Annotated in this window: 14 protein-coding genes; 5 read left to right on the top strand and 9 right to left on the bottom strand. The window is 62.0% G+C overall.

The window, feature by feature from the left end:
- Together H6B51_RS14275 and thpR are read left to right on the top strand one after the other, a co-directional pair.
- Positions 1-445: stage V sporulation T C-terminal domain-containing protein (locus H6B51_RS14275; protein ID WP_204884315.1), on the top strand; the 445-nt coding region annotated here is incomplete at its 5' end.
- Positions 446-499: 54 nt separating this feature from the next.
- Positions 500-1024, top strand: a complete 525-nt coding sequence (gene thpR, locus H6B51_RS14270; protein ID WP_204884314.1) for an RNA 2',3'-cyclic phosphodiesterase — start codon at positions 500-502, stop codon at positions 1022-1024.
- A gap of 32 nt (positions 1025-1056) precedes the next feature.
- Here thpR and sleB read toward each other — a convergent pair whose 3' ends face one another.
- Positions 1057-1716 carry a spore cortex-lytic enzyme gene (gene sleB / locus H6B51_RS14265; protein WP_243421329.1) on the bottom strand — a complete coding sequence of 220 codons (660 nt, stop codon included), beginning with the start codon at positions 1714-1716 and terminating at the stop codon, positions 1057-1059.
- A gap of 133 nt (positions 1717-1849) precedes the next feature.
- Here sleB and H6B51_RS14260 point away from each other — a divergent pair, with 133 nt between their 5' ends.
- A complete protein-coding gene (locus H6B51_RS14260; protein ID WP_204884313.1) occupies positions 1850-2119 on the top strand; it encodes a translation initiation factor 2 in 270 nt (89 codons plus the stop codon).
- Positions 2120-2475: 356 nt separating this feature from the next.
- Here H6B51_RS14260 and H6B51_RS14255 read toward each other — a convergent pair whose 3' ends face one another.
- From H6B51_RS14255 to H6B51_RS14240, 4 genes are all read right to left on the bottom strand, one after another.
- Positions 2476-3924 carry a nicotinate phosphoribosyltransferase gene (locus tag H6B51_RS14255; protein WP_204884312.1) on the bottom strand — a complete coding sequence of 483 codons (1449 nt, stop codon included), beginning with the start codon at positions 3922-3924 and terminating at the stop codon, positions 2476-2478.
- Complete coding sequence (locus tag H6B51_RS14250; protein ID WP_204884311.1) at positions 3921-4466, bottom strand: cysteine hydrolase family protein; 546 nt, start codon at positions 4464-4466, stop codon at positions 3921-3923. Before H6B51_RS14250 ends, H6B51_RS14255 begins: the two co-directional genes overlap by 4 nt.
- 75 nt (positions 4467-4541) lie before the next feature.
- Entirely contained in the window at positions 4542-5051 is a 510-nt protein-coding gene (locus H6B51_RS14245) for a GNAT family N-acetyltransferase (protein ID WP_204884310.1), read from the bottom strand.
- The gene (locus H6B51_RS14240) at positions 5051-5854 is read right to left on the bottom strand and encodes a TIGR04255 family protein (protein ID WP_204884309.1); all 804 of its coding nucleotides are present in this window, start codon (positions 5852-5854) and stop codon (positions 5051-5053) included. The genes H6B51_RS14245 and H6B51_RS14240 overlap by 1 nt, the downstream gene beginning before the upstream one ends.
- 133 nt (positions 5855-5987) lie before the next feature.
- Between H6B51_RS14240 and H6B51_RS14235 the strand changes: the two genes are divergently transcribed.
- Together H6B51_RS14235 and H6B51_RS14230 are read left to right on the top strand one after the other, a co-directional pair.
- Positions 5988-6866: an aldose 1-epimerase family protein gene (locus H6B51_RS14235; RefSeq protein WP_204884308.1), complete on the top strand. Its 879-nt coding sequence runs from the start codon at positions 5988-5990 to the stop codon at positions 6864-6866.
- A gap of 150 nt (positions 6867-7016) precedes the next feature.
- Positions 7017-8150 (top strand): aldo/keto reductase, encoded by a 1134-nt coding sequence (locus H6B51_RS14230; protein WP_204884307.1) that lies wholly within the window; start codon positions 7017-7019, stop codon positions 8148-8150.
- Between the two features lie 85 nt (positions 8151-8235).
- Here the strand turns inward: H6B51_RS14230 and H6B51_RS14225 are convergent, their stop codons facing one another.
- The 4 genes from H6B51_RS14225 to H6B51_RS14210 form a co-directional block, all read right to left on the bottom strand.
- Complete coding sequence (locus H6B51_RS14225; RefSeq protein WP_204884306.1) at positions 8236-8448, bottom strand: alpha/beta-type small acid-soluble spore protein; 213 nt, start codon at positions 8446-8448, stop codon at positions 8236-8238.
- 155 nt (positions 8449-8603) lie between these two features.
- A complete protein-coding gene (gene proS, locus H6B51_RS14220) occupies positions 8604-10043 on the bottom strand; it encodes a proline--tRNA ligase (RefSeq protein WP_204884305.1) in 1440 nt (479 codons plus the stop codon).
- Positions 10044-10166: 123 nt separating this feature from the next.
- On the bottom strand, positions 10167-11207 hold the full coding sequence (locus H6B51_RS14215; protein ID WP_204884304.1) for a M42 family metallopeptidase: 1041 nt from the start codon (positions 11205-11207) through the stop codon (positions 10167-10169).
- A gap of 33 nt (positions 11208-11240) precedes the next feature.
- Positions 11241-11455: hypothetical protein (locus tag H6B51_RS14210; protein ID WP_204884303.1), on the bottom strand; the 215-nt coding region annotated here is incomplete at its 5' end.

The following is an 11455-nucleotide window of genomic DNA, read 5'->3' as shown; positions in this document are numbered from 1 at the left end:
CCTTGAGATCTACACCGACAAGGACGGCGGAGTGATCTTTAAAAAATATTCCCTCATGGGGGGGCTTGGAGATTTTGCCGGCCAGATGTGCGAAACCCTGAACAAGACCACCGGGGAGATCGCCGTCATCACCGACCGTGACTCCTGTATCGCCGTGGCGGGCGCCGCCAGGCGGGAGCTGATGGACAAGCAGGTCTCCTCTGCTCTGGAGGACATCATGGAGGGCCGGCAGATCTACCAGTATCAGGAGGGCGAAGCCCAGCTTCCCGTGTGTCAGGGCAGCGACGCCTATCTCATCTCCTGCGCCGCGCCCATTCTGTCCGAGGGGGACGTGCTGGGCTGCGTTCTCTTTGTGGGGAATGGCCGGGAGCTGAAGGTCAGCGAGACCAACTATAAGCTGGCCCAGACCATCGCCGGCTTCCTGGGCCGGCATATGGAATCCTGAGCCTTGTCCTTTCCCGCCTCCTTTGCTATAGTGAGAGTAAAGGAGGCGGTTTTTATGCGTCTGTTTGTGGGACTCCAGCTCCCCGCCCGGTGGCGGGACGCCATCGGTGGCGCTCTGTCGGCCCTTCAGGCGGAGGGCGTGCGGGGCCGCTTTCTCCCGCCGGAGAATCTCCACCTCACCCTGGTGTTCCTGGGAGAGCTGCCCTCCCCCGGGCCTGTCCGGGCCGTACTGGACACTCTTCCCCGCTCTGCTCCCTTCCCCCTGCGCACCGCCTCCCCAGGGCTGTTTCTACGAAAAAGGGGGGATATCTGGTGGCTGGGGGTGGAGCGGTCTTCCCAGTTGATGACGCTCCAGGCCGGGCTAACCGCCGCCCTGGCGGAGGCCGGCTTTTCCCTGGAGGCGCGGCCCTACACCCCCCACATCACCCTGGCCCGGCAGGTGAAAAGCCCGCCAAACCCGCTGGAGCGACTCTCCCTCCCCGCTTTGGAGACCACCGTCCGCCGGGTGACCCTCTTCTCCTCCCAGCAGGTGGACGGGGCGCTGCGCTATCTGCCCCTGTACCATAAGTCCCTCATATAATTATGTAGGGGCGGCCTGTGGCCGCCCACCCCTCAGGCGCAGAACCGGTGGTTGCCGATCTGGAGGATCAAAGGCCGGCTCCAGATCCAGCTGCTGGTGGCGGTGGCGGGGTTGAAGTAGTAGATGGCCCCGCCGCTGGGGTCGGCCCCATTGAGGGCCTCCCGGGCGGCCCGTACCGCCGACTCCGCCACCGGTTGGTCGATCTGCCCGTCCACCATACAGGTAAAGGCCCCCGGCTGGTACACCACCCCGGCGATGGTATTGGGGAAGGAGGGATGCTCCACCCGGTTGAGGATCACCGCCCCCACTGCCACCTGGCCGCTGTAGGGCTCCCCTCTGGCCTCGGCGGAGATCACCCGGGCCAGCAGGTCCAGGCTGGCCTCCTGACCTGTGGAGACCGAGCTCCCCATGCCCAGGGCTTTCAGGGTGGCGGGCCCCACCACGCCGTCGGCGGTAAGGCCGTTTTTCCGCTGGAAATACTTCACCGCCTGGACGGTCTGGCTGCCGAATACCCCGTCCACCGCACCGTCGTAGTACCCCCAGTTTTTCAGCTTGGTCTGGATGACCCGCACCTGCTCCCCGGTGGAGCCCTGGCGATAGGTAGCCGCCTGGGCCTGTTGGGCCGCCAGAATGAGCCCGATATTTACCGCAAACAGCAAAGCCAAAGCCAAAATGAGCCGCCGTCTGTCCATACATACCCCTCCCATCTCACTGTGGGTAGTGTACGGCGTTTCTCCGCCGGTTATGTGCGCCAAAGGCTTCCTGCGGGTATAGTTCCCCATCCTTTGGGCAATACTGGCTAAAAACAGGAAAGGAAGTGGACAGGTGGTACAGGGCGTGTCCCGGCAGGTCATCGTGGTCAAATCCCCCGACCCCCGTTTTTTTGAACAGGCTATTTTTATTGTAAAGGCGGACGCTTTCGGCAAGGGGGCTACCGCCGATGCGGTGCTCCAGGAGGCCCGCCGGGCAGCGGAGGGCTATCTCAAGCGTACTTCCCGCCTGCGGGAAACCTGCCGCCGCATCCCCGCCCCGGTGTATGCCGCATGCGGCGCGCTGGGCGCCACGGTATGCTGGCTGCTGGCCTTTTTACTCTGAGGGGCCGGTCAGCCTCCGGGCAGCAAGCTGGAACGGCGGTCCCGTTGTCCCTCCCCTCAAACCATCCCTGCTGCCCGGCTGACCTGCTCCGCCGACGGCGAGGCCGCCGATTCCCTTGCCCAGTTCCTGGACAGCAGGCCGCCCAGGCCTTTCGCTACATCACCCTGCCCCCCTGCCGCCCCGCCCTGCTGTCGGCCTTTTTGTTGGCCTGGAGCCGCGAGATAGGATCATAAGGTCCGGACAAGACATAAAAATACCCCATTTGCTTGGCAGTATGGCGATACTGACCGGCAGATGGGGTATTTATGATGCCAGGAAACCACATCTCACATGATTGGACCCGCAGGTCGAAGCCCTTACTTCCCCTCCCGGGTAAGCAGGCTCTGCTTCAGGTCCCACAGCTTCTGGGACAGGTCCACATAGTAGTTGTGGGGGTTCTCGAACCGCTTCACCTCGTCCCACAGCAGGTCGATCTGCTGGGCGCACCAGGTCCGCATCTCCTCGATGGAGGGGGAGTCGTACACCCGCTTGCCCCCCTGGAAGATGGGCACCAGCAGCTCCTTTGCGGTGAAGTTGGTAAAGGTGCTCCGCTTCCAGGTGGCGTCCGGGTCGAAGAGCTCCATGGGCCGGCTGTCGTCCACGATCTCGTCCCACAGGGTGATGAGGTCGGCGAAGGCCTTGCCGGTCTCGTTGTCGAAGAGGCGGTACACCTTCTTGAAGCCGGGGTTGGTCATCTTCCCCGGGTTGGCGCTGATCTTGATCTTGGGGATGATGCGGCCCTCCTTGTCCTCGATGGCGGCCAGCTTGTACACCCCGCCGAACACCGGCTCGCTCTTGGAGGTGATGAGCCGCTCGCCCACGCCGAAGGAGTCGATCTTGGCCCCCTGGAGCAGCAGGTCCCGGATGATATACTCGTCCAGGGAGTTGGAGGCCACGATCTTGCACTGGGTGAGCCCGGCGGCGTCCAGCATCTTCCGGGCCTTCCGGGACAGGTAGGTCAAATCGCCGCTGTCCAGCCGGATGGCGCAGTCGGTGATGCCCTGGGGCAGCAGCACCTCCTGGAAGGCCCTGATGGCGTTGGGCACCCCGGATTTCAGCACGTTGTAGGTGTCCACCAGCAGGGTGGCCGAGTGGGGATAGAGCTGGCAGTAGGTCTTGAAGGCGGTGTACTCGTCGGGGAACATCTGCACCCAGGAGTGGGCCATGGTGCCCCCGGCGGGGGTGCCGTACACCTCGTCGGCCAGGGTGCAGGCGGTGCCGGCGCAGCCGGCAATGTAAGACGCCCTCGCCCCCAGGATGGCGGCGTCCGGCCCCTGGGCCCGGCGGGAGCCGAACTCGCTCACCGGCCGCCCGTCCGCCGCCCGCACGATGCGGTTGGTCTTGGTGGCGATGAGGGACTGGTGGTTCAGGGTGAGCAGCAGGAAGGTCTCGATGAACTGGGCCTCGATGGCCGGGGCCCGCACCGTCAGGAAGGGCTCCCGGGGGAAGATGGGGGTGCCCTCGGGCACCGCCCAGATGTCGCCGGTGAACTTGAAGTGCCGCAGATAGTCCAGAAAGCCCTCGCAGAAGCAGCCCTTGCTCCGGAGATAGGCGATGTCCTCCTCGTCAAATTGCAGCCGCTCCACGTAGTCGATGACCTGCTCCAGCCCGGCGGCAATGGCAAAGCCCCCCTCGTCGGGGACGTTGCGGAAGAAAATGTCAAAATAGCAGATCTGCTGGGCGTAATCCCTGGTCTGGAAATAGCCGTTGCCCATGGTGAGCTCGTAGAAGTCACAGAGCAGGGTGTAGTTCATGTGTTCTTTCATTGTATCCCATCCTCTCGGTTGGTGACCGTGATCTGGAGGGTCTCCAGCAGCTCCAGGGCGTTTTGGTGGAGCCTGGGGTCGGGCCCGGCGGTGCAGGCGGCGTCCACCACCAGCTCCGCCTCCGGCAGGGCGGCTTTGGCCACCACGGCGTTGGACAGCACGCACATGTAGGACACCAGCCCCACCAGCTCCACCCGGTCGTACCCCTGCTCCTTCAGCCAGCTGCCCAGCCACAGGGAGGGGAAGGTGGACTTGCAGATCACCATGTCCCTGGCCTTGTCAAAGGCCTCCCCGGTCTTGCCGTACAGCTTCCAGCCCTCGGTGTTCATCAGGCAGTGGGGCACCGGCAGCTTTCTGCCCTCCTGGGTGTCCAGGTAGTTGGTCTGGTGGGTGTCCAGGGTAAAGGCTACGTCGTCCCCGGCGGCGTGACAGGCGTCGATCTTGGCGGCGATGGGGCCGTCCAGCTGTTCCGCCCCGGGAAAGCCCAGGGCCCCGTCTACAAAATCCTTCTGGTAGTCCACCACCAGCAGCAGCTTTTTCATGGCGGAGCCCTCCTTTTCTTGTGTCAAGACACCTGTCCTGACCATTATAAGCGCCCGTTCCTCAAAATGCAAGGGTCACAGGGCCTTTTCAAAGCAGGGATAGGTCAGGGGCCGGCCGTGGAGGTGGATCTCCCCCACCTTGGTATAGCCCATTTTGCGGATCAGGGCCTGCATCCGGTCATTTTGGGTATAGGTGTCGATGCGCATGGCGGAAATGCCCCGTGCCTTCGCCCAGTCCTGGGCAAAGGCAAAGAGGGCGGAACCCACCCCCATCCGCTGGAAAACGGGATCAATTGCCATCCGGTGGATCACCGCCGCCGGGCGGCGGGTAGTCCAGGGCAGAGGATCGTACTCGGGGGATTCGTTGGCATTGATACAGGCCACCCCCGCCAGGGTCCCGTCCACCAGGGCGGCGTACAGTTCCCCCCGCTGGATATCCCCGGCGTAAAAAGCCCGGGTGGGGTAGTCCTCCCCCCACTGGAGATTGCCCAGGGCGTTCATGTGAGCCACCGCCCGGCCCACCATAGACCAGATCTCCTCCAGGTCCTCTTGCCGGGCGGGGCGGACAGTGATGGTATGGGCCATCACTCAGCCACCGGGGTAGGGCCCATGGCCTCGTGGAGGGTGCTGGTAATGGCTCCCCGGAAAAAGCAGGTAGCATACCGGTGGAGCTGCTCCAGCTTCTCGGGCACGCTGTCGGCGGCCAACTGGCCGCCGGCGGAGAAGTCCCCGTCCAGGATGAAGCGGATCTCCTGCTGGGGGGGCTGGCCGGGGCGGTTGAGCTTGATGGCGCCCGGGCCGGTGTGGAGCTTCATGCGGCAGCCTCCCACCAGGGGGGTGTCCACCTCCAGGGAGCACTTGGCGATCTCGCTCTCCTCCACATCGGGCTCTCCCAGAATGCCAATATACTGACTCTGGATCAGGTCGTCCCACAACTGGTCCTCCAGACCCAGGGCCTTGCGGGAAACGGCATTGACGTACCGCAGACCGATGCGCTCAAAGTAGTTGGGCTGATAAATCTGGATGAAGTGGGCCAGGGGCTGGTCCAGCCGGGTGGCAAAATCCTCCCAGCTCTGATAGCTCAGGGTGGACAGGGCGATAAAGTTCTGGGTCAGGTTCAGCTTCCACTTGTTGTCCTCCGACACAAAATGGTAGTTGGTAATGGGCTTCTGGGGCTCCAGTGCGGTAGCGTTGCCCTTCTTGACTACCTTGGGGGGCAGCTGCTCCTGACGGGTCATATACTTGGGGAAGTCCTTCCGGATGGCCTCCTGGAAGGCGGCGGGCTCGTTGGCGCCGATGGACAGAATGGTGGGGAAGCGGAACTGGCAGATGACCTCCACCAGGGGGGAGCGGACATAGTGGAACCGCTCATATGGGGCAAACAGCATAGGGGCTGCTCCTTCCTGTTTTAGTTTCCCTTTATTTTATCTCCCAACAGGCCATATGTCAAACGCTATGGCCTTGCAATGGGGGAATTTGCCCGGTATAATGCAGGTAATCAAGTTGAAAGGAGACGGGAGCATGGTACTGGAACTGAAGCGGGGCGGGCGGACCGCCCAGGTGGACACCCACGGAGGGGAGCTGGTGTCCTACCGGGACGAGGCCGGCCTGGAGTACATCTGGAACGGCGACCCCGCCTACTGGCCGGGGCGCAACCCCCTGCTCTTCCCCATCGTGGGGGGCCTGCGGGGGGACAAGATCCTGGCGGGGGACAAGGAGGTCACCCTGGCCCGCCACGGCTTTGCCCGGCGCAGCGAGTTTGCGGTGAAGGCCCGGGGGGAGGACTGGGCGGAGCTGGAGCTGGTGGAGAATGAGACCACCCTGGCCCTCTACCCCTTCCCCTTCCGGCTGACGGTGCGCCAGCAGCTCACCGACAGCGGCTTTACCACCGGCGTCACGGTCACCAACACCGGGACGGAGCCCATGCCCTCCTGCCTGGGGGCCCACACCGGCTTCCGCTGCCCCCTGGAGGCGGGAGAGCAGTTTACCGACTACGAGGTAAGATTTGAGCAGAAGGAGACCTGCCCCACCCTGGTGCCCGACGCCAACGGGGTGGACCGGGCCCGCACCCGGCCCTGCCTGGAGGACAGCGACGCCCTTCCCCTGACCTACGCCTACTTTGACGAGATGGACACCCTGATCTTCCAGGGCCTCAGGTCCCGGTGGGTGGAGCTGCGGAGCAAACAGACCGGCAAGGGGGTGCGGATGACCTTCCCCGGCTTCCCGGTGCTGGCCCTGTGGTCCACCCCCGGCAAGGCCGCCCCCTACCTGTGCATCGAGCCTTGGCACGGCCTGCCCCCGGTGGAGGGGGAGGGCCCCCAGCTGGCGGACAAGTCCTTCGCCATCACCCTGGCCCCCGGCGAGAGCTATACGCTGGGTTATCAGGTAGATACTTTATAACAAAAACATGGGCTGCCGCGTCAGACGCGGCAGCCCCCTCATGCCTTTTGGGCATGAAAGCCTATGCGCAATCGGTATTTGCAATGGGTGAACTTTGCCTGTATGATAAAACCAAAGGCTGTATCCGATGAGCGACAGGAGGGTCCGCATATGATCTACAACGACTTTCAGGGAATCAAGCTGTCCGGCCTGGGGCTGGGCATGATGCGCCTGCCGGTGGTGGACGGCAACGACGCCCAGGTGGACGAGGAGAAGGCTGCGGCTGTCATCGACCTGGCGTACCGCAGCGGGATCAACTATTTTGACACCGCCTGGGGCTACCACAACGGCAATTCCGAGCGGGTGGCGGGAAAGTACCTATCCAGATATCCCCGGGAGAGCTACTATCTGGCCACCAAATTCCCCGGCTATGACAATTCCAACATGGGAAAGGTAAAAGAGATCTTTGAGGCCCAGTTGGAAAAGTGCCAAACTAAATATTTTGACTTTTACCTTTTCCACAACGTGTACGAAGGCAACATTGACGACTATCTGGATCCCAACTTCGGTATCCTGGACTACCTGTTGGAGCAAAAGCGGGCGGGCCGCATCCGCCACCTGGGTTTTTCCGCTCACGGCAGCCTGGAAGTGATCCGGCGGTTCCTGGGGGCCTACGGGCCTCACATGGAGTTCTGCCAGCTCCAGCTGAACTATCTGGACTGGCACTTCCAGCAGGCCGCGGAAAAGGCGGCGCTGGTGCGGGAGGCTGGGCTGCCCATCTGGGTGATGGAGCCCCTCCGGGGCGGCAAACTGGCGACTCTGGGGCCGGAGGAGACCACCCGGCTCCAGGCCCTGCGGCCAGAGGAGACGGCGCCCGGCTGGGCCTTCCGGTTCCTCCAGTCCATCCCCGGAGTGACCATGGTGCTGTCCGGTATGTCCAGCCTGGAGCAGCTGGAGGCCAACCTGAAGACCTGGGAGACCACTCAGCCCCTCACCGGGGCGGAGCGGGAGGCCCTTATCGCCCTGGCCGACGAGATGGTGGACCGTGTGGGGCTGCCCTGCACCGCCTGCCACTACTGCACCGACCACTGTCCTCAGCATCTGCCCATTCCCGAACTCATCGCCCTGTACAATGAGCACAAGTTCACCGGCGGCGGCTTCATCGCTCCCATGGCGGTAGCCAAAATGCCTCCGGAGCAGCGCCCCGCCAACTGTGTGGGCTGCGGCGGCTGCGAGGCGGTCTGCCCTCAGCGGATCGGGATCTCCGAGATGATGAAGGAATTTTCCCAGATGATCGGGATGTAAGTTCAGAATGTCACAACAGCTGGAGGGGCTGCCGCAAACTGCGGCAGCCCCTCCGGCTGTTTCTATTCGGTTGCTTGCGGAAGCGTTACTGACCGCTCATGCCCTGCTCATAGGCCTGGATCATCTTTTTGACCATCTGGCCGCCCACAGAACCGGCCTCACGGCTGGTCAGGTGGCCGTTGTAGCCCTGCTTCAGGTCCACGCCCACCTCCTGGGCCGCCTCCATCTTGAACTTGTTGAGGGCCTCACGGGCGCTGGTAACCACGGGCTGATTGCTGTTGTTGTTGCTGTTAGACATAACGCTGCATCTCCTTTGCAATCGCTTTGTTGGATCGCTTGATCCGAGCATAGCATTGCCCCATACCGCCGATCTATACAAAATCGGCGTTTCCAATCCATGGACGGGAGATTTACAGCCATTTTTTGTACTTTTTAACTGGTTTACCAGATCGCTTAGTAGGCCACGCCCCAGTACACCATGTGCTTGGCGGGCTTGCCGCAGATGGGGCACACGTCGCCCAGGTGCTCCTGCTCCAGGGGGATACAGCGGGAGGACACTCCGGCGATCTCCTTCATCTTCAGCTCGCAGGCCTCATCGCCGCACCACATGGTCTTGGCAAAGCCGCCCTGGGTGGCCATTTTCTCCTTGACCTCCTCTACGGTGGCGCAGGCGTAGGTGTTCTCGTCCAGGTTGCGCTTGGCCTTGTCGTACAGGCCCTGCTGTACCTTGTCCAGCATGGTCTGGACGGTTTCCTCGATGTTGTCCAGGGAGACGAAGCTCTTCTCCCCGTTGTCCCGGCGGACCAGCACACACTGGTTCTTCTCCATATCCTTCGGGCCCATCTCCAGACGCAGAGGCACGCCCTTCATCTCATACTCGGCAAACTTCCAGCCGGCGGACTGGTCGGAGGCGTCCATCTTCACCCGAATACCGGCGGCCTTCAGCTTAGCCATGACGGTCTCATTGGCCTCCAGCACGCCGGGCTTGTGCTGGGCCACGGGAATGATGATGACCTGAGTGGGAGCGATCTTGGGAGGCAGCACCAGACCGTTGTTGTCGCCGTGGGTCATGATGACGCCGCCGATGAGACGGGTGGACACGCCCCAGGAGGTCTGGAAGGGATGGTGAGGCTTGTTGTCGCTGCCGGTGAAGGTAATGTCAAAGGCCTTGGCAAAGCCGTCCCCGAAGTAGTGGGAGGTTCCGGCCTGGAGGGCCTTCTTGTCGTGCATCATGCACTCCACGGTGTAGGTGGCCTCGGCGCCGGAGAACTTCTCCTTGTCGGTCTTTCGGCCCTTCACCACGGGCATGGCCAGGTAGTTCTCGCAGAAGTCGGCGTAGATGTTGAACATCTGCTCGGTCTCAGCAATGGCCTCCTCGGCAGTGGCGTGCATGGTGTGGCCCTCCTGCCACAAAAACTCCCGGTGGCGCAGGAAGGGGCGGGAGGTTTTCTCCCAGCGCAGCACGGAGCACCACTGGTTGTACAGCTTGGGCAGGTCCCGGTGGGAGTGGATGATGTCCTTGTAGTGCTCGCAGAACAGGGTCTCAGAGGTGGGCCGGATGCAGTAACGCTCTTCCAGCTTCTCGGCGCCTCCCATGGTCACCCAGGCGCACTCGGGGGCAAAGCCCTCCACGTGGTCCTTCTCCTTCTGGAGCAGGCTCTCGGGGATGAGCATGGGGAGGTACACATTCTCATGTCCGGTCTCCTTGAACATTCCATCCAGGATCTTCTGGAAATTCTCCCAGATGGCGTAGCCATAGGGGCGGTAAATAAACACGCCCTTGATGGAGGAGTAGTCGATGAGCTCCGCCTTCTTGCACACGTCGGTAAACCACTTGGCAAAGTCTACCTCCATGTCGGTGATCTGTTCCACCTGCTTTTTATCCTGTGCCATATCTATTCTCAATCCTTTATATTAAAATAACATGGGTTCTCCCTATTTTATGCATTTGGGTGCCAAAAGTCAAGTGCCCCAGGGGAAAGGGGGAATCTTTTTGCCCACGGCGGTTCCTAAATGTCAGCCCAGCTCCAGATACAGACTGATCAGGTCGATGGTCGCCTTCATGCCGTCGAAGTGGGTCCGCTCCATGCCATGGGAGGCGTGGACTCCGGGGCCGATGAGGGCCCCCTTGGCGTCCAGTCCGGCGTGCCAGGCCACCGCCACATCGGAGCCATAGTGGGGGTACACGTCCACGGCGTAGTCCACCCTGTTGGCCCGGGCCAGCTCCACCAGCCTGGTCACCATCTCGTAATCGTAGGGGCCATTGTTGTCCTTGGCGCAGATGGACACCTGGTGCTCGGTGCAGGTCAGATCGTCTCCCACGCACCCCATGTCCACCGCCAGCAGCTCGTCCACCGGCGGGATGGTGGCTCCGCCGTGGCCCACCTCCTCGTGGACGGTAAACACCACCTGGGTATCATACCGGGGACGCAGCTTGGCAAAATGCATCAGCCGCAGCAGCACCAGCAGACAGGCGGCGCTCCCCTTGTCGTCAATGAACCGGGATTTCAGATAGCCGCTGTCGGTAACGGTGGTCTTGGGGTCAATGCACACATAATCCCCGGGGCAAATGCCCAGCTTTTCCACGTCCTCCTTGTCCTTTACCACCTCGTCAATGCGTACCGCCAGATTTTTCTCGTCCCGGGGGCGGGTGGCGGCGTCGTCAAAGACGTGGGCGGCGGGAGACAGAGACAGGATGGTGCCGGTGTACACCTTACCCTCCCGGGTATAGATCCGGCAGTATTCCCCGTCCAGGGTGGGCAAAATGGGTCCCCCCACCTTAGTGGTCATGAGCATACCATCGGCGGTGATGGAGCGCACCATCAGCCCCAGGGTGTCGATGTGGGCACACAGGCCGATCTTCTTGCCCTTCTCCCGGCCAGGCACCGAGACAATCAGGTTGCCCTTGTTGGTGCGGCGGGTGGCATAGCCGTGGTCCTGGGCAATGTGCTCGGCCTCCCGCACCACGTTATGGGTGAAGCCGCTGGGGCTGTCGATGGCCAGCAGCCGCTTGGCGATATCCATTAAAAAGTTCTGACAGTTTTGAGTGTCCAGCATTTGCATCTACTCCTCGGTTGTAGTAAGATGTCTTTATCTCAATGCGTACTGAACAAAGCCACAAGCCTTGAAACCCAAGGCTTTCAAGGCAAAATGGCTTTGTTCAAGTGCAAGGCTTTTAGACAATTTTGTCCAAAAGCCTTGCACCTTCCACTGGTGCGTTTCAACGCACCAGTGGAAATACGCATTGTGACAATGGCTGAATTCCATAAAAGCGGCCCTTTGAGCCGTTTTTATGGAATCGCGCG

The sequence above is a fragment of the Pseudoflavonifractor phocaeensis genome, assembly GCF_016901955.1.
Classification (GTDB): Bacteria; Bacillota; Clostridia; order Oscillospirales; family Oscillospiraceae; genus Flavonifractor; species Flavonifractor phocaeensis_A.
This window is presented reverse-complemented; position numbering and strand designations above follow the sequence as displayed.

Coding starts and splice junctions, on each gene's coding strand:
- H6B51_RS14245 (WP_204884310.1), bottom strand. CDS start 5,051: ATGGCCCATACCATCACTGTCCGCCCCGCCCGGCAAGAGGACCTGGAG.
- H6B51_RS14230 (WP_204884307.1), top strand. CDS start 7,017: ATGATCTACAACGACTTTCAGGGAATCAAGCTGTCCGGCCTGGGGCTG.
- H6B51_RS14215 (WP_204884304.1), bottom strand. CDS start 11,207: ATGCTGGACACTCAAAACTGTCAGAACTTTTTAATGGATATCGCCAAG.
- H6B51_RS14240 (WP_204884309.1), bottom strand. CDS start 5,854: ATGCTGTTTGCCCCATATGAGCGGTTCCACTATGTCCGCTCCCCCCTG.
- thpR (WP_204884314.1), top strand. CDS start 500: ATGCGTCTGTTTGTGGGACTCCAGCTCCCCGCCCGGTGGCGGGACGCC.
- proS (WP_204884305.1), bottom strand. CDS start 10,043: ATGGCACAGGATAAAAAGCAGGTGGAACAGATCACCGACATGGAGGTA.
- sleB (WP_243421329.1), bottom strand. CDS start 1,716: ATGGACAGACGGCGGCTCATTTTGGCTTTGGCTTTGCTGTTTGCGGTA.
- H6B51_RS14225 (WP_204884306.1), bottom strand. CDS start 8,448: ATGTCTAACAGCAACAACAACAGCAATCAGCCCGTGGTTACCAGCGCC.
- H6B51_RS14235 (WP_204884308.1), top strand. CDS start 5,988: ATGGTACTGGAACTGAAGCGGGGCGGGCGGACCGCCCAGGTGGACACC.
- H6B51_RS14255 (WP_204884312.1), bottom strand. CDS start 3,924: ATGAAAGAACACATGAACTACACCCTGCTCTGTGACTTCTACGAGCTC.
- H6B51_RS14250 (WP_204884311.1), bottom strand. CDS start 4,466: ATGAAAAAGCTGCTGCTGGTGGTGGACTACCAGAAGGATTTTGTAGAC.